Genomic DNA, 20,759 nt, shown 5'->3' with positions numbered 1-20,759 from the left:
TCTGGAGTTGATGGTTTAATTAAACTAGCACTTCAATTAATGAATCTCGAACATCTCAAAAATTGGTTTACACATTGCTGCTACTGTACCTCATAGACTTCGAATTTGCTGTAATTGAATTGACAATTTATGCTTGATATAATTAATTTAAGCGTTTTAAATACGAAGTTTCATCACCGGCATCTAACGCTTCTGCAAGAATAGGGATTAGTTTTAATTTATCAGCGTCAAACAGTTATTGTAATTACTCCTCAAGATAGCGGACAGGATTTTGCCCATCAAACTTCACTTGGCAATTCACAATCCGTCCCTGCTGATACTTCAAAACAAGTCGGTTATCATCTGTTCTCCAACTTGCACTTCGATCAAAAATTCCCTCTATCATTTGTGTGCCCTCAAAATTGACAATTTGAATGTGGGTAATTCGTTGAATTTTATCTTCAGCAATTTTCCATGCCTGAGATTCCTCTTTAGCAAGCAGTTCGAGCAAGTTATCTCGTGTGCGAACTTGGACAATAAACTTTGACATTACTTTCAACTGATATAAATAATTTGACAAAGACTAAATCCTAATATATCCCACCCATAACGTAACTTAACGGCAGCCTCAATCCATTCCCGTGCAGTAATGTATTAAGCATCCTCCGGTTTCGCACGCTCGTATATTCTTTCGCAACCCCAAACCTTAATCACAAGCTCAGTGAACCCTTCGTAACGTTTAAAGCGATTCAGCGCCTCTGCCACGGCATCTTCTGTCTCACTACTTAGCGATCCTCCACCTAGGGCGCGTTCACCAGCCCAAGCTGAGAAAGTGAGGAACTTACCGTCCAACACTTCAAATACACTCTGTATTGCAGCCTGATATATATCTTGATACTGCTCATTGTAGTCGATGTGCCAATGGCTCTCGCCGTAAACGATGGTTATCTCCTCGCGATCTGACTGTATCTCCAAAGCATCACCCGTTGGCTCCTCTATAATTCCTTTAACCCAACCTTCCATCTCGACTACTTTTACCGACTGCACCCCTACCGAGTAGTAACGCTCGATAAATGCACACAAATCACGCACAAATTGGTTTAGTCGTGTTTGTTTGTCCATTGCTACCAAATAAATGCTTAACGGCAAAAGCCAGCGCCGGCAGTTAACCTCGGCAACCTCACCAGCAGGTTTCCACCAGCCGCTGTGCTAAAGTATTGGGCTGCTGCGGCTACCTCGGTGCTTTATGCCAACCATTTGCGATCGCCTCTGACTCTGTACAAAACCACCTTTCTCCCTTTGTTGGATCGATTCTTGTTGCTTCGTAATCTTCCATACCCGGAAGGTGATAAAGCTTGTCGCCGGTACTAATCGAGATATTACCTTTGATAACACATTCTTTGTTTATGACGGCTCTCATTGGAGAGGCAGAACCAGCAGGTGTTGTGGTAGTTCTAATTGGAGGGGCAGAACGAGTAGGACTAAGGGTCGTAAAAAGCGCAATGACAGCCAGAGCTCCAAGGCTAACAACACTTTTAAGTAAACCCTGTTTCCTTGGTGCAGGCTTGGTTTGCAAAGGTCGATCTGCAACACCTTGTTTCCTTGATGCCGGCTTGGTTTGCAAAGATTGATCTGCAACACCTTGAATTGAGGCTTTAGTAGCGCGTACCTTCCCGTCTGCTTCCGCAACTCGCTCGTAAAAAATCGTATCTCCGACTTTTGGCCGGCGATCTGCTCTCTTCAGCGCACTGATATGTAAGAAAACTTCTTTACCGCCATCTTCTGGCTTGATGAAGCCAAAACCTTTATCGTCTTTCCAGGTTGTCAATTGACCTTTATTGAGAACGGGTTCCATAAAATAGCCTCATATTGATGTTCATTTGTAGTTTTCCCAAATTGAGATGAGATGACAACAAATATACCAAGTGATTGGAAAATTGCTGGCGCAACGCTCTGCTAGCACGGCTACAAAAATCAAGTCTGCCGGCGCAGACTTTGATAACCTGTGACGGTGTTTTGAGTCTGTGTCCCTGTGAATTTTAGTTGCCTTTTTTAGGAACGTGAGATGCTCCCAAATAACTTTTATATTTCACAGCTCACCTTTTGTCGGTCAGATCCAACGCTGTATTAACCGGCACTTTGGGAACAATCCCTGGGTTTTCTTGCATGATTGTAATCAGAATCCGTAAAGCTGCATTTAGATGGAGTTGGGATCAGCCCCCATAAATCCTACTTTGACGCCAGCAGCTTTCATCGCTTTCATCGCTCTCTCATGCGAGAGAAGTAGTATCGCATAAGTTAAAGTTGGTACGAATAAGCCAATGCTAAGCAACACTATCCACACAACCGAAAGCTTGAGGATTCTTGCCAGATTATATAGCGCAAATAGCTGAAAAACAGCTATTGCCAGATACATAAGTAAATTTATGAATTGATAGTCCAAGGAAAACCGGATAAGGTCAGCAACCACAGCTCCTGGGAGAGACCATAAAAGCAACCTATGATATTTTGCGATTTCTTGAAGCTCTGAACGTGTAAAAGTTGGATTCATGAACTTCTGCTGCTCACAGATAATTCAACTCCCGACATCTTAACCTAAATTATGCCACCAATTATCTTATCTCCAAACCACGCTTTCATCAAGGAATCAAGGCTGTACAAAGAGAAATATGCCCGCGCAATGTCTTGATGGTTATGTATAAGAGATTACAAATTGGGAGATAAACACTGAGAAAGTGAAGAATAAAAAGCAAGTTTGTTACCTTTGAAGGCTTAAATTAAATAGTTAAATAACTCCTGTTGGGTTATGAGTGTGTGTCGGATATGATGATATGCTGATTGACGAGAGCTGCAAAGGAAAGCCCCACAGCAGTTTGCTCGCTTCACTCCCGCACGTTTACGAAACCGCCACCCCAATGCGTGAAATGTGTAATTGATGTCACCACAGCCCCACCTGAAAATTTAAACTAAAAGTAAGAGCCAAGGAAGAGCGAATGGGACTGAAAAGGCGGGAATTTTTGCAACGAGCCGGCAGCTTGCTGGCAGGGTTGGGAATGAGTGAAGCATTGCTGGGGCGGATGGGCGACCGCTACTATCAAGCCCTAGCACAGCCAAACGCGCGGAAGTTGGCGCTACTCGTTGGCATTAACCAGTATGGCAGTGGCAACACTCTCAATGGCTGTGTGACGGATGTGGATCTGCAACGAGAACTGCTCATTCACCGCTTTGGCTTTCAACCGGCAGATGTTTTGACAATCACCGACAGCCTCGCAACCCGCAATAATATTGAAAATGCCTTCGTCAGCCATCTGAAGGAACAAGCCGGTGCGGATGATGTGGTGGTTTTCCACTTCAGCGGTTACGGGCGTCGCATTCATGCCGGCGGTGAGTCTGAATCGGCTCAAGATTCAACCGCGAAACTCCAAAATTCTCTCGTGCCGGTGGATGGTATCCTTGGCTCCGATACCACCCTCGTTAATGATTTATTAGAAGAAACACTACTGCTGCTCATACGCTCACTACAGACAGAAAGTGTCTTGGCAGTGCTCGATACCAGCTACACCTATCCCGGCACCGGCTTACAGGGAAATCTGCGAATTCGCTCTCGCCCAACCCCGATGGCAGATGCAACCGACTCTGAGGAACTGAATTTTCAGCAACAGTTGCGGGAAGGAATTACTCAAAAACGCTCCTCTGGGTTGCCTGGAGTGATTCTGACAGCAGCCGCACCTGATCGGCAAGCGGCTGAAATGCAGTGGAATGGGTTTAGCGCCGGCTTATTTACTTACGCCCTTACCCAAAGTTTGTGGTGGGCAACACCGGCAACCACGCTAAACTTCAACCTGCAACGGGCTGCCTGTACCCTCAAGCAACTGGCAGGCAAAGATCAGCAGCCTCAGATTCTCCACGAAACGGGCAAAAAGAATACGTTACCCGTGCCGGTGTCCCCGGTTGGGGCTGATGGGGCGGTGATATCCGTGGGGGATGATGGTAAAACTGTTCAGGTGTGGTTGGCGGGGCTGCCGGCACGGGTGTTAGAGTCTTATGGTGTAAATTCTCTGCTGAGAATCGTTCCCCAGGAACCGGCAGCCGATGAAAATGCCTCGCTTCTTCAAATTCGCTCTCGCAGTGGTTTGACGGCACAAGCCCAACTTTTATCAGCGAATGGGTTGGCTGCAACGCCCCTAAAGGTGGGACAGTTTGTTCAAGAAGCCGTCCGGGTGTTGCCGCGAAATATCACCTTGACGGTGGCTTTAGAAGCCGGTTTAGACAGAATTGAGCGAGTGGATGCAACGAGCGCTTTTTCCACGATTTCTCATGTCTCGCCGGTGGTGGCGGGTGAACAGCCGGCTGATTGTTTATTTGGGCGCGTGCGAGAAACTTTACTCGCCCAAACCCCAACAGCCGCTTTACCCACTCTTGCTCAAGGCAGCTACGGCTTGTTTTCCCTAGCGCAAGATTTAATTCCCAATACAATCGGCGAAGGTGGGGAAGCCGTGAAGGCAGCGGTGCGCCGGTTAACGCCACAACTACAAACGCTTCTGGCAGCTAAGTTATGGCGCTTAACCGCAAATGAAGGATCTTCGCGTTTGGGCATTACAGCCACCCTCGAACAGGTGGAGGGCACTGAACAACGAGTGCAGCTTGAACGCAAAACCTTGCGGGAGCAAAGCAATAAAAGAACAGCTCGGGCAGCTCACCAGGACGCAGATTTAGGCGTTTTAAATTTATCTGCCGGCAGTCGCATCCAGTACCGGCTGCGAAATGACAGTGATCGCCCGGTTTATTACATTCTGCTGGGTTTAGATCACCGGGGACGAGCCTATGCCGGCGGCGTTTGCGAAGCCGTTGCCCTTTGTGCTGTCCAACCTGCTGGTACTACAGAAGTTGCTCAAACCGAAACCAGTGTGCAGCAAAATGCGATCGCCCCAGGAGAAAGCGTGACAATTCCCTCGGCTGCGTCTCAGTCTGTCTGGATTGTGCGCGGTACTCGGGGGGTGACGGAAGCGCAGGTGATTTGCTCGACTTCTCCCTTCACTCGGACAAGTGCGGCGTTGGCAGCAGCCATGCCTTCAAGGGGAGATGCTCAGCCTATTGGTGTGCTGTCAGATCCTTTGCCGGTGGCGCAAGCACTTTTGCAAGATTTACACCAAGCAAGTGCCGGCAGTGCTCAACTGGCTGGAATATCAAGCGATGCGTTTGCTTTTGATGTGAATGCTTGGGCGACGCTGAGCTTTATTTATCAGGTGGTTTGAGGTGGAGAAGGTTGTTATCTCTAAATAAGATGGGAAAGTTGTCGGCATTATGGAATATGAATTTTTGAGGCCGGCATGAAATAATTTAGAATTAGATTTATATCTTTTTTTGTCCAATTTAATCTTCAAAATTAAGAGCTTGAATTATGTCTTCTCAATGGAATAATTTTTTACAAAATCTCGGAGAGTGGCAAGGTTCATTTACTCAGCTTTCCCCTGCCGGTGAATTGCTGAATATGACGCCAAGTGTGCTTTTTTTAGAAGGGTTAGAGGATAACCAAAAAGTTCGCCTCAGATTGCGCCGGTTTGCTTCTAATTCTGGCGGTTTAGAGGAAACCAATGTTCAGGAGATGGTGCGGGAGTACAGTTCTCTAGGGCGAGATATCCTGTTTTTTGAGAATGGAGCATTTTCTCAAGGCAGCATCCAATTAGCACCCTATGCAGAATTTGGAGCAGAATTAGGTTTCATTGCTAATAACAACCGGCTGCGTTTGGTACAGCTATTTAACCAGGATGGCAAGCTGAATAAATTGACGTTGATCCGGGAAATGCGGGCGGATACAGAGGTTGTCGAACGCCCTCCCTTAACTTTAGATCAATTGTTGGGAGAATGGCAGGGGGAGGCGCAGACGCTTTATCCTGACTGGCGTTCGCCCGATACTTATTCCACAACACTGAAATTACAAAAAGACGGTGCTGATCGGGTGGTGCAACAATTGAGTTTTGGCACCGGCACAGATACTCAAACGATTACTTCTACGGGTCGAATTGAGGGGCAAATTATCCTTTTTGAAGAAAATTCTGTGCCGGTGCAAGTGCTTATGTTACCTGATGGCGCGTCTTCTACCTGCCCTCAATCTTTGCAGTTACGTCAATCGTTCTTTTTAGAAGCCGGTTGGTTAATTCAGCCGAATCTGCGTCAGCGTTTGATTCGCCGGTATAGTGATAAGGGTGAATGGGTGAGTTTGACTCTGGTTACTGAGCGCAAAATTAATTAAATTTGCCTAATTAAAAATTAAACCAAAGATAAACACAGGTGATTTATTTGTGTTGAATTATATGCAGTTATTAATGCAGATGGTTGCTAAGTGAGGAACACAAGATGGTTCAATCAATCCCACAACTTCTTGGCAGCGATGAATTCATTAAGCGATACGGTGACGATGAGCGCTATGAATTAATTGATGGCGAATTAATTAATATGGAACCAACAGGATTACATGAGCAAGTCGCTGCGATGATTGGACGAAAACTAAATGTGGAGATCGATCGCCAGAATGCTGCTTATTTTATTCCCTATCGATGTCTCATCAGGCTTTTAGGAACAGAGACAGCTTTTCGGCCTGATGTCATTGTGTTAGCTCAATCTCAGATGGTAAATGAACCTTTATGGAAACAGGAGCCGATCATTACATTAGGCGCTTCAATAAAGCTTGTGGTTGAAGTTGTCAGTACAAACTGGCAGAATGATTACGCCCGAAAGGTTGAGGACTATGCAATTTTAGGGGTTCCTGAATATTGGATTGTGGACTATCTGGGTGTTGGCGGCAGAGAGTACATTGGCAAACCTAAACAGCCAACGATTACAATTTGTACCTTGGTCGAGGATGAATATCAAAAGCAATTATTTCGGGGAGACGATTTTCTCGTGTCTTCAATTTTTCCAGAGTTACGACTAACGGCTAAGGAAATCTTTGCAGCAGTAAATTAGGAAACTTGCTCAGTTATTTTCTGAAAGTTTCTTATTCATTGAGGGTATTCTGCTTTTCTTTGCTTAGGAAACCCCCAGGTTTAAATTACTGCAAAGAACACTGGCGTCGCACAGCTTTTCTGAGCAGGGGTTCATACTCTTGTTCGCTAACAGTATAGGCTCCAAATCGTTCTAAATGGGGGTTCATCATTTGCGCGTCAAATAATAGGAACTGTTGCGTTTGCAGGTGTTCGACTAATTTAACCATTGCGACTTTTGAGCCTTCGGGAATTCTATAAAACATAGATTCACCAATAAAAGCGCCCCCGATAGCAATTCCTAAAATACCACCGGCTAGTTCATCTCCTTGCCAGGTTTCAAAACTATAAGCCCAGCCGGCTTGATACAATTGCCAGTAAATCTCTTGCAGTTCTGAGGAAATCCAGGTTGTTTCTCGGTTGGCACAACCGGCCATAACGCCCTGAAAATCGCGGTTAATGGCTGCTGTAAAGCGTTCTTGATTGAGAAAGCGTTGCAATGAACGGGGATAGCGAAAACGCCCATCTAGGGGAATTAACGCTCGTTGCCGGCTGGAATACCACCCCAAGCTACCCTCTTCCCCATCATTGGCCATTAGGAAGTAGCCTTGAGCGTACCCCTGGATAATCGCAGGAATATCAAATTTCATCAGAGAAGCTGGGCAATGGTTTAGACAGTTGCCCGACAATTTTATGTAGGATCGCCAACTGTGGCAAGTTGTTTACTTAGACAATGTCAACCTAAGATGGTTAGAAACATCTGCAACATTTAGAGCTAATGTCTGAGCCGATTTCACCGATCACGTTACCTCCCGTTCAAAATCCTCAGCAGGAAGGCGAATGGTTGCAAACTGCTTTGCATAAATGGCTAGACGAACAGTTTATCCCAGAGCCGATCAATCAAGAGATCGCCCAGAGAGCTGCCCAGATTTTCGTCCGACAGCGAATGGAAGGCGAGAATGATGTGGGTTCTCTCGTGATCGCTCTCGTTACCGAAATGCAAGCGTTTGATTTTTCTAAAAGCTTTTATGGAGAGTTTGCCGTTGCTAACGCGGTTAGCGACTTGCTACTAGACAGTTTGGGAATCAATCGATGCTGCGGACAGTAAGATTTTAGATTTTAGATTTTAGCGTTCTCATGCAAAATCTAAAATCCAAAATCCGATAACGACTACCAGCTGGACTTAACCACGCCCGGTAGCAATCCTGTGTGAGCCATTTCTCGAATAACGTGGCGAGACAAGCCAAAGTCACGATAGTAACCTCTGGAGCGACCTGTGAGCCAGCAACGATTGCGGAGCCGGGTAGGAGCGCTGTTACGCGGCAGCTGTTGCAGTTGCCGGTGAACTTCTATTTTGGCTGCCGGCGTAGTGGCATTGGCAAACTCTTCTTTTAACTCTTCTCGTCTATCAGCGTACTTATCCACTAGACGCTGGCGTTTCTTTTCCCGCTCAATCATGCTCTTCTTGGCCATGAACGATTCTCTTATCCCCAAATAAAGACACTATTTCCCATTGTATCTGATCAAGCTAGAGCCGGCCAAGAGCTATCGATGTACTTAACAGATTTGTATATTAAGTCAAACGCTTCAGGCACTCCCAACACCGGCATCAACAACACCGGCATCCACATCTGCCGGCATCAAAGGTTGGGGGAGATTGGCACAAGGGCACAGATCCGCAAGGGCGCAGGCTTCGCACAATGGTTTGCGGGCATTACAAATGGCGCGTCCGTGATAAATTAGCCGAATTGACCAATTTTCCCAATCTTCCTGGGGCAATAGACGAATTAAATCTCGCTCAACGCGCACGGCATCGGTGTGTTCAGTCAAGCCTAACCGGCGGCTGAGGCGGCTGACGTGGGTATCCACCGTAACGCCTTGATTGATGCCGTAGGCATGGGCTAAAACGACATTGGCGGTTTTTCTGGCAACTCCCGGCAACTCCAGCAGCAGTTCCATCCGCTTCGGCACTTGACCTTGAAATTTGTCTCCGATCATGCGACAAGCGCCCTTGATATTTTTGGCCTTGTTGCGATAGAAGCCGGTGGAACGTACTAAAGTTTCGAGTTCTTCTAAATCCGCGCCGGCAAGGGCGGGTGCATCAGGAAACCGGCTAAATAGTGCCGGTGTCACCTTATTCACCCGCTCATCTGTGCATTGTGCGGAGAGGATCGTTGCCACCAACAACTGCACCGGCGTCTCATAATTAAGTGTGCATTTAGCATCTGGATAAAGACGCTTTAAGCGAATCAAAATTTCGAGCGCCCGTTGCTGAGTGGCTGACCATTTACGTGTGATGCTCATGGATGGGGAAGTGGATATTACCAACTGATTGTTTATTGGAATAGCCTCTGAATCACCTCTAATTGAGTGGTATCGCGGATAATCAGAAAAATTCCTAAACCTAAGAGCAGCATTAATCCTGTCTGCATAACTCCATCTTGAATGTGGGTAGGCAGTGGTTTACCGCGAAACGCTTCAAGGAGTAGAAACGCTAATTGTCCGCCATCGAGTGCCGGCAAGGGCAAACTATTAATGACTGCCAGGTTAATGCTGATAATTGCCGCAAACAAAAACAAGTTAGCTGAGTCTGATTGGGCAACTTTAGCGCCTTGCTCGACAATTTTCACCGGCCCTGCGATTTGACCAACGGTGTCTCCAAAGTTGGTAATTAACTGGTAAAACCCTTGAACGGTTCCCACGAAAATCGCTTCAAACCGATTTGCGGCTAGGCTAAACACCTCGGCAATGCTTTTAGCAGGCCGGTACTTTGCAGTGCCACTGGGAGCCAACTGGACGCCAATGCGACCTGTTCCATCTGCGCTAGGGGCTGGTGTTACCCTCACAGAGAACGTTTCGGTGTCGCGCTGGATTTTTAATTTGAGGGGTTGATTCGGATGCGATTCTATCGCCTCTTTTAAGGCTGGGATTGCCTGCTCGGAGGCTCCCAATTCCTTGCCGTCTATTGCGAGAATGATATCGCCTGATTTAATGCCGGCAACGGCTGCGGCAGATTCCTGAGAAACAACTTGGGGCACTAAAACCCCTGGTTGATAGTTAATGCCATCCGGCACCCCAAAACCGCCGAACTGAACGAGCAACACCAGATAGGCAAAGATCAAATTGGCAATGACCCCCGCACTAATCACAATCGCTCGATCTAAAACAGGCCGGTTGCGTAACAGATTGGGGTCATTTTCAGGGATGTTGCTGCTTTCTGGGTCATCATCGGGGAAACCCACAAAGCCTCCCAAGGGGAAAGCCCGAAGCGCATACTCGGTTTCTGGCCCTTGGTATTTCCACAAAATCGGGCCAAAGCCGATAGAAAAGCGGTTGACGTGAATGTTTTGAAGCCGAGCTGCCATAAAGTGGCCTAGTTCGTGTACCACTATCAGGAGGGCTAGAACTGCGATTACTGCGAAGACTGGCATGAAGTAATAAAAGTGAAATTCCGGGCTTGACTTTTTTCTATTCTACGTTGTGGGGAAGCTTCAGCGCCGCACCAAGCTCTAGGATATGCCGATTTGAATACCCCTCAAATTGCTCTGCCTGGGTGCGTTGGGGTGCATTCCTTTGACTTGTCATCGCCAGCGTCTTTGCTAGCATTGTGGGGGTTTTGTCCGTCTTGCCGGCTCTTATCTAGTCTCCACACAGTTTTTATGAAAAAAATCCCTAGCTTTAACTTTAAACCTTGTCAATTATTTAAAAGACTGATTCAATTGCTTGTTTATGCTTATTCACTCTTTATTATTTCCTATTTTATTTTCAGATTTCTATTATGGGATGGTTCTTCAGTCATTGCCTTGATTGGCATTATGATTCCTTTGATTCTTTTGCCGACTTTTCTTTTGCCAATTTGGGCTTTGCTTGTAAAAAAACGCAGATTTTTTATTTTTTCTTCTATTGCTTGCATTTGGCTGCTTAGTTGGTTGTATGTCAATTATGCTTCTCCAGAATCAGTTAATGTTGCCGCCTTCCAAACACCTATTAAAGTTTTAACTTTTAACAACTATTGGAATAGAACAAGCTCCCAAGACATCATTACTTTAATTGAACAACAAAAACCTGATTTATTATTTTTGCAAGAAACAACCGAAAAGCATGAACAGAAAACGTTTCCTACCTTAAAACTTGCTTATCCCTATCATGCCAGTGCTCCAAGTATTAGCTTGTTCAGTAAATATCCGATACAATTCGCTGAACGTCTTCACCTAGCTGGACATAAACAATTTCAACAACGAGCAATTATTCGAGTCAATCAGCAAGATATCGTCATTTACAATATTCAACTCACCTCGCCTTGGATTCAAATTCGGAAAACTTTCTCATTATTCTATATGCCGGCTTATGTGCATTACGCTCGAACTGCAGAAACCAAAGATTTAGTGCAACGACTCCAGAAAGAAAGTTTGCCGATGATTGTTGCCGGCGATTTTAATATGACGGATCAATCTCAGGACTATCATTCAATCAAAAAAATTCTTAAGGATTCATTTTTAGCTTCAGGATTGGGGTTTGGCTTTACATGGCCACATGGTTGGGATATCCGTGTTCTTGTGAAAAAGTTTCAGTGGAAATTAAATTTACCCTTATTTAGAATTGATTATATTTGGTATTCCAAAGATTGGATTTCTCAGGATACCGAAGTTTTACACGCTGTCGGTTCTGATCACCTGCCGGTGGAGACTTCTCTATTCCTGAGAGGGAAGTGATTCCCCTACAACATTATTTGGGTGAAAAGGGGAGGGTGAAGCCTCAGCGGATTAATATTTGGGTGAGAATCGAGATTTTGTAAGCTGATACTTTGCCTCTAAAGTTTCAAACTCAACATATTTGGGTTAAATTGGTATTTAAAAATAATTTTTGCATAAAAAAGGAGGCAAAACCTCCTAAACTTTCCAAGCTGAACTTGGTAATGAAATAATATTAAAGGAATCTTACAGCACTTCACGATGTAGGTAAGGTTGCAAGACTTCGGGGATGCGAATTGTGCCGTCTGATTGCTGATAGTTTTCCAGAATTGCAGACATTGTACGCCCAATTGCTAAACCGGAACCGTTAAGCGTGTGGACAAATTGAGTGCCTTTCTTACCGGCTTCCTTAAAACGAATACCGGCACGTCTGGCTTGGAAGTCCCAGCAATTAGAACAACTTGAGATTTCACGGTATTTGCCGGCAGAAGGCAACCACACTTCTAAGTCATAGCATCTTGCTGCCGAGAAACCGATATCGCCACTGCATAACTCTAAAATGCGATAAGGTAACTTTAAGGCTTGCAAAATTGCTTCCGCATCGCGCACAAGATTTTGATGTTCTTCTTCTGAAGTATCAGGATGAACAAATTTCACCAGTTCAACTTTATTAAATTGATGCAATCTGATCAATCCCCGTGTATCCTTGCCATAGCTGCCGGCTTCCCGACGAAAACACGGTGTATAGGCACAGTGATAAATGGGTAACGATTCTGCTGTGAGAACTTCATCTCGATAGAGGTTCGTTATTGGCACTTCAGCAGTCGGTACTAACCATAAATCATCGTTAGCGCATTTAAAACTTTCATCCGCAAATTTCGGCAATTGTCCGGTGCCGGTAAGCGCGTCTGAATTAACCAAAACCGGCGGCATTACTTCAACATAGCCGGCTTGAATTTGCCTATCTAGCATAAAACTAATTAGCGCCCGTTCCAAAGCAGCGCCGGCACCAATCAGCGTCACAAACCGGCTTTGCGCGACTTTTACCGAACGCTCAAAGTTGAGAATTCCTAACTTTTCCCCAATTTCCCAATGAGGCAAAATATTTGTGTTTTGAGGGATATATTCATCACCCCAACGGCGCACTTCTACATTTTCTTCCTCACTCTTGCCTATCGGTGTTGAGTCGCTAGGTAAGTTGGGAAAAGATAGCAGTTGAGCGCTTATTTCTGCGATTAACTGTTTTGCCTGCGGTTCAAATTCTCCCACCTGGGTTTTAAGTTCGTTGCCTTCTTCTTTTAAGGCGACAATTTCAGGATCGTTGGGTTTGGCACCGGCTTTCATTTTTTGCCCAACCAATTTCCCAATTTCATTGCTACGGGCATTCAGCTGCGATAGTTTTGTTTCCAGTTCCCGCTGCTGTGCGTCTAGCTGCAAAATCGGCTGTAAATCGTAATTTCCGCCGCGCCGGTTGAGGCGATCCTGAACAGCTTGTGGATTTTCCCGAATTTGCTTTATATCAAGCACAAATTTTTCCCAACTCGTCTCGTTTCTCTAACATTCTGCCTGCAGGGCAACTGCAAATATCGTCCGGTTTTGGTGCCAGACGTCAGTTGTTGCCAGTACATTAAAATATGTTATCGCGCATTCGTCAGAGAGTCCCTAATTATAGCAGTAGCAATAAACTTGCCTCACCGGCATCCCCTTAATTAAGCCGAGAAACAGTTAAGGAATAATCTAGATGAGTCTCGCAAGCTTCTGTTGAGCCGGTTACAGGTGCCGCCCTTTCAGGATCAGCGGTACAAGCGAGGGGAATATGACCCTCTGCCGCTAATAACCCGGAAGTGGGATCTAAACCCACCCAACCGGCACCCGGCAAGTAAACTTCCGCCCAAGCGTGCAAAGCGGCACTATCGACTTTTGGCCCATCTGGAGGATTTCCCTCTGGCACTAACTGAATGAGATAGCCCGATACAAACCGCGCCGCAAGCCCACAATGACGCAAAACTTGTACTAACAACCAGCCGGTGTCTCGGCAGGAACCCATTTTTTTGCTCAGGGTTTCTTCACATGATTGGATACCGGGTTCTAACCGCAGAGAATAGGTAATTTCTTGTTGTAAATGCTGATTGAGTGAGACGATAAAATCGGTTATCGCTGTTTCTTGCCGGCTAATAGTTGCGATCCATTCTTGCAATAGTGGCCCGGATTCTGCAATTTCTAAAAATGGAATCAGTTCCTTTGCCAGTTGCCGGTCATAAGTAAAGGGATAAGTTTCCGCATCCGGTTCTACCAAAAAATTAAATGGGTTGATAGACTGAATTTCTGCAATTAGATCAACTTCTAGTTTAATTTCAGTGGTAGCTTGGGGAAATATTAGCCGCGCTAAAAAGTTTCCGTAAGGATCTTGCTGCCAATAAAGGCTGTGTTCTGGGGTATGAACTTTAAAAGAATAATTTTTCACCGGCATATAACAGCGAGGAGCCGGTCGCAGCCGCACGATATGCGGACCCAAAAACACAGGTCGCTCAAATCGATAGGTAGTTAAATGATTTAAAGCAACCTTAATAGACATAAAACAAAAAACGTTAGATTTCAGATTTTAGAGTTTAAATGTAGCCAAAATTATTACCTCAGTTATCAACTGATTCCTGAGAATCTGCCTATCTAAAATTAAACCAAGCCGTGTCCGCAGTTAGCGCAGAAGCGATCACTCGAACTGACGCCGGTGCCACATTGCGAACAAAAGCGCTTGCCGGTATCCCCTGCTGCCGATTTTCCCATACTCATTTGCATATCACCCATCCGCATCTCCATCGGTTTCATCGCCATCTCCATGTTTCCCATCTTCATGGGTTCCATTGGCTTCATCGGTTCCATCGGCTTCATCGATTCCACCGGCTGCTGTGTAGAAGCTTCTGCCGGCTGCATTGGCAACGCTTCCGCTTCCGTTAAAGCCGGTGCCGCACTCATCAAGCCCATACTGCTGCCTTGTATCTTGACAAATCGATCACCTTGTGCAGTCGTTAATTGCAAGACAAAGCCGGCGGAGGTGCGGAACAAAACAGGGGGTGAAGTCCAAGTGCCGGTGGTAAAGCTAGTGCGCTGACTTTGCTGCTGTCCAGATCCACTGCTCGTCAGAGAGATCGCCGTCTGCTCTCCCTGATTGTCGATGATAATCTGTTGGCCGGCGTCTAAGTTGCATTGATAAGCCATGATGGTGCCTGATGTCAAGTAAAACCCGCTGATTCCATCATTTTAAGTGAGTTTTCAGGAACTGGACTTGCGAATGGGAGGAGTGTAAGGGAAATTTGACTAGGAAGTTTCCGCGCCGGCAAATGATAGATAATTTGGAACTGGCAATGAGGCAATTAAAAGCAGCCGATTAGAGAACGATTTATATCAACAGGAATTTTGTTACCGATAAAAGAATGGAAACTTCAATGTCGGTTGGAAAAGCAGCTATTTATTTTCTGGCTTAATTGGAATTTCTATCAAAAACTCCGCTCCCTGACCGACTTGTGAAACACACTTCAATTGACCGCCATGCTTCTCAATAATTTGGTAGCTGATCGACATTCCCAAACCTGTACCGGAACCCACAGGTTTCGTGGTAAAAAATGGATCGAATAATCGAGCTTGTACTTCCTGTGTTAGGCCAATTCCACTGTCAGCAATGCGGATTGCAACAAATTGTTTGTCCTTCACGGCTAAGTTTTCAGAGTCAGCATTGAGGGATAAATTCTTAACCACCTCTGTGCAAATTCGGATGGTACTGGGATTGTTTTCGATTTCTTCAATTGATCGCTGTTTATTTAACTCGTCAATCGCATCAATCGCATTCGTGAGGATATTCATAAATACTTGATTCAACTGGCCGGCATAACATTCCACCAGTGGTAAATTGGCGTACTCTTTAATAACTTTGATACCCGGACGATCCGGCTTAGCTTTCAGGCGATTTTGCAAGATCATCAGCGTGTTATCAACACCTTCATGAATATCTACCTTTTTCATGTCTGCTTCATCCAGACGGGAGAAGTTTCTCAAGCTCAGTACAATATTGCGGATGCGCTCAGTTCCTACCTTCATTGAAGAAAGCAATTTAGGAAAGTCTTCAATTAAAAAATCGAGTTCAACCGCTTCAATTTCGGCTTGGATTGCCGGCACCGGCTCTGGATAGTATTGCTGGTAAAGCTCAATCAGATGCAGCAGTTCTTCAGCATACTGATTTGCGTGAGTAATGTTGCCGTGAATAAAGTTAACCGGGTTATTAATTTCATGTGCCACACCGGCAACCATCTGCCCCAAACTCGACATTTTTTCACTCTGAATCAGTTGAGTTTGAGTTGATTTCAGCTCCTTAAACGCTTGCTCTAACTGTTCAGCTCTGGCACAGCTTTGAGCATAAAGCTCGGCTTGATCGATCGCGATCTCCAATTGGGCAGTGACAGCCTGCAGCAGTTCCACTTCCCACTCCCGCCAAGAGCGCACCTCGCTTTCCTGAACACAGCTAAACACGCCAATATCACCGCTAAGCGTTTGAATCGGCAGGATAATCAGCGATCTTGCCCCCCAACCCTGGTAATAGTCACGCTCTAAAGGATCGAGGGAATTTAGAGTATCATCAATCCGAATGGCTTGGAGGTTCATTACCCGCTCGATAATCGGATCTCCTGGGTTGATCGGGTATGTCCCCAGAAAACTGGGCAAGTGGGGTAAATTTGCTTCTTTAGCAATCTCCCACATTTTCTCAGCAACACCGGCATCACCGGCAGCAAGCCGGCACCAAGTGAAACTACAGCGATCAAGCTGTAACAAGTTGCGAATTTCTTGTACCGCAGTTTCCAAAATCGTATCTAAATCCAAGGAATTACGGATTTGATTAGCCAGCCGGTTTAGCAAGTTTTGCCGCTGTGCTTGCTCTAGCAGGCGTTCTTGTACTTGCTTGTCCGCCGTAACATTACGACAAACAATCACACCGCCCATAAGCGAGCCGGTTTCATCCTTGAGCGCTCTGCCGTTGATTTTCACCCAAACGCCCTGCGGCTGACTTGAATGGCGCACAAACATTTCCGCATCGTCAACAGCGACCCCTTGGCTCGCCCTTACCAGGGGTAAATCTGCAGGAGGGTAGGGAGTCCGCATATCCGGTAAAAATAGCCCGTGCTGATCCGACCATTGATCGGGAGCAGCATTTTTGTCCCCTAAACCGAATATTTCTTCGGCAGCCGGGTTGATCAGCAACAACTGCCCAGTGTTATCGGCAACTATCACACCTTCGCCCATGCTATCAAGTACCAGTTGCAAGATGCCGGTTTTTTGTCTCAGTTCTGTCTCAGAACGCGCCAACTCTGCAGCTGTCTCTCGTAAGGCTGCTTCCGCTTGTTTGCCCTCGTGAATGTCAGAACAGGTGCCAACCCATTCGCGGATGCTACCGTCTTCTGCTAAGACGGGAACACCTCTGGCACAAAAGTAGCGATAGCTGCCATCCATCGCTCGGATGCGGTACTCGACTTCATAAAGACTGTTGTTGCGAACTGCATTTTGCCAAACCAGTGCCGATCTTTCCCGATCTTCCGGGTGAAGTGCATCCACCCAACCGAAGCCTTTGACTTCTTCTACAGTTTGACCTGTGTAAGCTCTCCAATTAGGGATATCAATCACTTGTCCTTCTGCATCTGTTGTCCAGACAATCTGCGAAGTTGCGAGGATCAAAGAGCGATAGCGCTCCTCACTCTGGCGTATTGCGGCCTCAGCCTGCTTACGATCAGTGATATCAGCCGAGATGCCACAGATTGCATAAAGGACACCGGCAGTGTCGCAAAGCGGAAACTTAATCGAAATGTATGTATGCAAACCATCGTCATGAAGCGCCTCTTCTTCCGACTGCAAAGCAGCTCCAGCTGCAAGAACCTGCCGATCATTCGCCCGAAATGCTTCCGCCAATTCAGCGGGGAAGATTTCGTAATCATTTTTGCCTTTAATCTGCTCGCGATCAAAGTGAAACAAAGTTTCATGCTGCCGGTTAACCAAAAGATATCTACCCTCTAAATCCTTGACATACATACACAATGGAGAGTTATCCAAAATCGCCTGTAGCCGCGCTTCGCTCTCTTTCAGCGCCTCTTCTGCTTGCTTGCGATCACTAATATCGCTAGAAGTAATTGCGATGCCGTCACCGAGGGGAATAACTTGATGGCGAAGCCATGAGGCAGCGACTCCTGGCGCTGAGATGGCAAACTCTTCTTCTAAAGCAATGCCGGTTTCCACTACACGCTTATACTTATCAAAAAAACCTTCAGTGCGATTGAAGGGAAACAACTCACATAGCTGAGCGCCAATCACTTCTTCCTTAGATCGCGAAATTAACTTCGCACCTTGGGAGTTGAGATCGACGAATTTAAAATCAATAATATTTCCCGCCTCGTCGCGTACACTCTTAAAGACGTAGAAAGCGTCAAAACTTCCCTCAGCAGCAACCCGAAACCGTGCTTCACTCTGCCGTAGAGCTGCTTCAATTTGCTGACGCTCAATCATTTCATTTTGCAATCGTTCAACCGCCTTTTTTAAAGCTGCGGTACGCTCTTCGACGCGGATTTCTAACTCTTCATTGGCTCTTTTGAGAGCGTCCTCTGCTTGTTGGCGTTCGGTGACATCTTGCATTGCCAAAACGGCACCCAATTTTTTGCCATTGCCATCAAAGATTGCTTGTCCGTTCGCAAGTAGGGTGCGGGCTTTTCCTTTTTTTGGGGAAATTACCATTTCTGTATTCCGAACCACCTCTCCTTGCAACGCTCGAAATAGGGGGATCTCTTCTTTTTGCATCGGTGTCTTCCCATCAGAGCGATACAAATCAAAGTGTTGCGCCCATTGTTCTGAAGGAATGGGTTGTTGGGGCAACCCGTGAAACTCTTTTGTGGCTCGATTAAACAGGGTCAAAATTCCATTGGCATCACAAGCAACAATACCGTCTGCCAGGTTATCTAGCAATGCGTTTAAAAACTCTCGTTCTTTAGTTAAAGCTTCTTCTACCTGTTTGCGTTCGCTAATGTCTCGCGAGATTCCTATGAGACCGATGATGTTTCCTTGAGGATCGCGGTATGCGGTTTTTGTTGATAAATAAGTTCTGGCGATATTATCACTTCCGATAACAACTTCTTCAAGGGTTTGAGTTTGACCGGCTCTCATGATGCGCCGATCTGTTTCCCTGATTTGACGCGCTATTTCTGCCGGCAATATCTCTGTGTCATCTTTACCGATAACCTCTTCCACAGAATCTTTGCCAAAAAGCTGCATAAAAGCGCGGTTTAGCATCAGATATCGGCCCTGAATATCCTTGACAAAGATAGGGTCTGATGTTCCATCCATTACGGCATATAAAAGGCTGTAACTTTTTTCTAACTCTTCTTTTGCTTGTTTTAAACCGGCTTCTGCCTGTTTGGCGGCGGTAATGTCGCGGATAATGCTAATAACTTCTGATTCTTTACTAACAACCATTCGCACTTCGTAATTGTGCAATTCGCCATCCAGTGTCATTCGATACTCAAAAACTTGAGGATCGCCGGTACGCAGGGTTTGCTGAATATAGTGCATCGTTTGCTCAGCCATCTCTGCCGGCAGCACTTCCCACGCACTTTTGCCGATAAATTCTTGAGCCGATACTAAAAGTTTAATGTCTTTCGCCGGCTTGTAGTCTAGAAAAATACCTTCTTTATTAATGGAAAACATTAAATCGGGAATAGCATTAAGCAGCACGCGATTTTTACTTTCGCTTTGCAAAAGCGCTGACTCAGCTTGTTTGCGCTCTGTGATATCTTCAAATGTGCCCAGGATGCCGACGACATTGCCTTCAGAATCATGGAGGGGAATTTTATTTGTGTCGAGCCATATTTCTTTGCCATCCGCTTGTCGGAAGCTTTCAATCCTATGATAGTCAGAGGTATCTGTCTCCATGACTCGGCGATCAGACTCGCGGTAAAATTCTGTCTCTTCTTGTTTCCAGGGTAAGTTGTAATCTGTCTTACCAATAATGTCCTCTGGTGTGTTGAAACCGGCAGCTTGGGCAAAGTTACGATTACAACCCAAATAAACTGAATTTTTATCTTTCCAAAATATAGATTGGGGGATAGTGTCCATAACAAGCTGCAACACTTCTTGGGATTTTTGCAACTGTTCATCAATGCGCCGGCGTTCAGTCATTTCTGCTTGTAATTGCCGGTTAGCGGCTTCTAGCTGAGCTGGGCTGGGCGCATCAAGAGCTAAGGGGATAAGCGGTACTAAAAGAAATGCAAAGGCATAGGATGACCATGTGGCGTTGAGAAACTTGATCGTTCCTGAAACCCAGTAAACAGGATGCCACAGGGTGAAGACATCCATTAAGTGAGTTGTCCCGCATCCACTAAACACAAAAAATGTGCCGGTTAGCAAAGCGATAGTTTTAGTGGGTAAATCTTGTCGATTTCTGGTGAAGTAAACAATTGCACCGGCAACGAAGAAGTAAGCAAGCGCTGTTAATAGATCCGAAACTAAATGAAGTGAAACTAGGTCTGGCTTCCAGAGGTAGCAATGTCCGTGTGGAATAAATGGACTTGAACTAAAAAACCTTTGCAAAACTTCCTGCATAGAAACTCTCTATTTTTATCTCTTGTTGCCGACAGCATTTCACCCTGCTTAGAATACCCAGAAACAGACTCCTGTTGATCTGATGCCACTATGAGCTTGAAACCCTGACGACTTTAAGAATCTGTATTTAGATAGATGAAAATTAAGATTAATCATTTTTCAAAAAGTATAGTATGCCTTAAGAAAGAAAATAATTAAGTTGCAATGTGTTACTTAATACAAATAGTTGAAATCTGTAGAAAGCTCCCCCAGAAGCGCTAAAGTCTCACCAAAAACTAAACCAGATCCTTCACTTTTGAGTTTGCTACGTCAAAGGCGATTTGCCCGTTAAGATTTTTGACAAAATATAAGATATTCCCTGATTGCCAACTGTTGATTTATTAATACACAAGCATATTTATCAGTGAAATTACTGCCACACTTACCATATTCTTCTTCTTTACAGTTACAGAGAAAGTACAGAACTTTAGGCTAAAAAAAG

At 45.5% G+C, this 20,759-nt stretch carries 18 protein-coding genes; 5 read left to right on the top strand and 13 right to left on the bottom strand.

Annotated features, from left to right (window positions below):
- Positions 1 to 244: 244 nt before the first annotated feature.
- From H6F56_RS20165 to H6F56_RS20150, 4 genes are all read right to left on the bottom strand, one after another.
- A complete protein-coding gene (locus tag H6F56_RS20165; protein WP_190671736.1) occupies positions 245 to 529 on the bottom strand; it encodes a hypothetical protein in 285 nt (94 codons plus the stop codon).
- Between the two features lie 104 nt (positions 530 to 633).
- Entirely contained in the window at positions 634 to 1,101 is a 468-nt protein-coding gene (locus H6F56_RS20160; RefSeq protein ID WP_190671733.1) for a hypothetical protein, read from the bottom strand.
- Positions 1,102 to 1,210: 109 nt separating this feature from the next.
- Positions 1,211 to 1,834, bottom strand: a complete 624-nt coding sequence (locus H6F56_RS20155; protein WP_190671731.1) for a cold shock domain-containing protein — start codon at positions 1,832 to 1,834, stop codon at positions 1,211 to 1,213.
- A 342-nt stretch (positions 1,835 to 2,176) separates the two neighbouring features.
- Positions 2,177 to 2,530, bottom strand: a complete 354-nt coding sequence (locus H6F56_RS20150; RefSeq protein WP_190671729.1) for a hypothetical protein — start codon at positions 2,528 to 2,530, stop codon at positions 2,177 to 2,179.
- 442 nt (positions 2,531 to 2,972) lie between these two features.
- Here H6F56_RS20150 and H6F56_RS20145 point away from each other — a divergent pair, with 442 nt between their 5' ends.
- From H6F56_RS20145 to H6F56_RS20135, 3 genes are all read left to right on the top strand, one after another.
- Positions 2,973 to 5,234, top strand: a complete 2,262-nt coding sequence (locus H6F56_RS20145; RefSeq protein WP_190671727.1) for a caspase family protein — start codon at positions 2,973 to 2,975, stop codon at positions 5,232 to 5,234.
- A 146-nt stretch (positions 5,235 to 5,380) separates the two neighbouring features.
- Positions 5,381 to 6,232 carry a DUF3598 family protein gene (locus tag H6F56_RS20140; protein ID WP_190671726.1) on the top strand — a complete coding sequence of 284 codons (852 nt, stop codon included), beginning with the start codon at positions 5,381 to 5,383 and terminating at the stop codon, positions 6,230 to 6,232.
- A gap of 104 nt (positions 6,233 to 6,336) precedes the next feature.
- Positions 6,337 to 6,945, top strand: a complete 609-nt coding sequence (locus H6F56_RS20135) for a Uma2 family endonuclease (protein ID WP_190671724.1) — start codon at positions 6,337 to 6,339, stop codon at positions 6,943 to 6,945.
- An 85-nt stretch (positions 6,946 to 7,030) separates the two neighbouring features.
- Here the strand turns inward: H6F56_RS20135 and aat are convergent, their stop codons facing one another.
- Positions 7,031 to 7,612, bottom strand: coding sequence for a leucyl/phenylalanyl-tRNA--protein transferase (gene aat, locus H6F56_RS20130; protein ID WP_190671722.1), 582 nt, complete (start codon positions 7,610 to 7,612; stop codon positions 7,031 to 7,033).
- 128 nt (positions 7,613 to 7,740) lie between these two features.
- On the opposite strand from aat, the gene H6F56_RS20125 reads away from it, so the two are divergent.
- Complete coding sequence (locus H6F56_RS20125; RefSeq protein WP_190671720.1) at positions 7,741 to 8,070, top strand: hypothetical protein; 330 nt, start codon at positions 7,741 to 7,743, stop codon at positions 8,068 to 8,070.
- Positions 8,071 to 8,132: 62 nt separating this feature from the next.
- Here the strand turns inward: H6F56_RS20125 and rpsN are convergent, their stop codons facing one another.
- From rpsN to H6F56_RS20105, 4 genes are all read right to left on the bottom strand, one after another.
- Complete coding sequence (gene rpsN / locus H6F56_RS20120) at positions 8,133 to 8,435, bottom strand: 30S ribosomal protein S14 (RefSeq protein ID WP_190671718.1); 303 nt, start codon at positions 8,433 to 8,435, stop codon at positions 8,133 to 8,135.
- 114 nt (positions 8,436 to 8,549) lie between these two features.
- Entirely contained in the window at positions 8,550 to 9,266 is a 717-nt protein-coding gene (nth, locus tag H6F56_RS20115; protein WP_190671715.1) for an endonuclease III, read from the bottom strand.
- Between the two features lie 32 nt (positions 9,267 to 9,298).
- Positions 9,299 to 10,393, bottom strand: coding sequence for an RIP metalloprotease RseP (rseP, locus tag H6F56_RS20110; RefSeq protein WP_190671712.1), 1,095 nt, complete (start codon positions 10,391 to 10,393; stop codon positions 9,299 to 9,301).
- Positions 10,394 to 10,430: 37 nt separating this feature from the next.
- Positions 10,431 to 10,568, bottom strand: a complete 138-nt coding sequence (locus tag H6F56_RS20105; RefSeq protein ID WP_190671708.1) for a hypothetical protein — start codon at positions 10,566 to 10,568, stop codon at positions 10,431 to 10,433.
- A gap of 53 nt (positions 10,569 to 10,621) precedes the next feature.
- Between H6F56_RS20105 and H6F56_RS20100 the strand changes: the two genes are divergently transcribed.
- Complete coding sequence (locus tag H6F56_RS20100; protein WP_190671704.1) at positions 10,622 to 11,674, top strand: endonuclease/exonuclease/phosphatase family protein; 1,053 nt, start codon at positions 10,622 to 10,624, stop codon at positions 11,672 to 11,674.
- 225 nt (positions 11,675 to 11,899) lie between these two features.
- On the opposite strand, the gene serS is transcribed toward H6F56_RS20100, so the two are convergent.
- The 4 genes from serS to H6F56_RS20080 all read right to left on the bottom strand — a co-directional run bounded on the left by serS (position 11,900) and on the right by H6F56_RS20080 (position 20,278).
- Positions 11,900 to 13,180: a serine--tRNA ligase gene (serS, locus tag H6F56_RS20095; RefSeq protein ID WP_190671701.1), complete on the bottom strand. Its 1,281-nt coding sequence runs from the start codon at positions 13,178 to 13,180 to the stop codon at positions 11,900 to 11,902.
- A 178-nt stretch (positions 13,181 to 13,358) separates the two neighbouring features.
- Positions 13,359 to 14,228 carry a transglutaminase family protein gene (locus tag H6F56_RS20090; RefSeq protein ID WP_190671698.1) on the bottom strand — a complete coding sequence of 290 codons (870 nt, stop codon included), beginning with the start codon at positions 14,226 to 14,228 and terminating at the stop codon, positions 13,359 to 13,361.
- A 98-nt stretch (positions 14,229 to 14,326) separates the two neighbouring features.
- Entirely contained in the window at positions 14,327 to 14,869 is a 543-nt protein-coding gene (locus tag H6F56_RS20085; protein ID WP_190671696.1) for a zinc ribbon domain-containing protein, read from the bottom strand.
- Positions 14,870 to 15,115: 246 nt separating this feature from the next.
- Positions 15,116 to 20,278 (bottom strand): PAS domain-containing protein, encoded by a 5,163-nt coding sequence (locus H6F56_RS20080; RefSeq protein WP_190671693.1) that lies wholly within the window; start codon positions 20,276 to 20,278, stop codon positions 15,116 to 15,118.
- Positions 20,279 to 20,759 lie beyond the last annotated feature (481 nt).

The sequence above is a fragment of the Microcoleus sp. FACHB-672 genome (assembly GCF_014695725.1).
In the GTDB taxonomy this organism is placed as follows: Bacteria; Cyanobacteriota; Cyanobacteriia; order Cyanobacteriales; family Oscillatoriaceae; genus FACHB-68.
The sequence above is the reverse complement of the archived record's forward strand: the minus strand, read 5'-3'. Positions and strand labels throughout refer to the sequence as shown.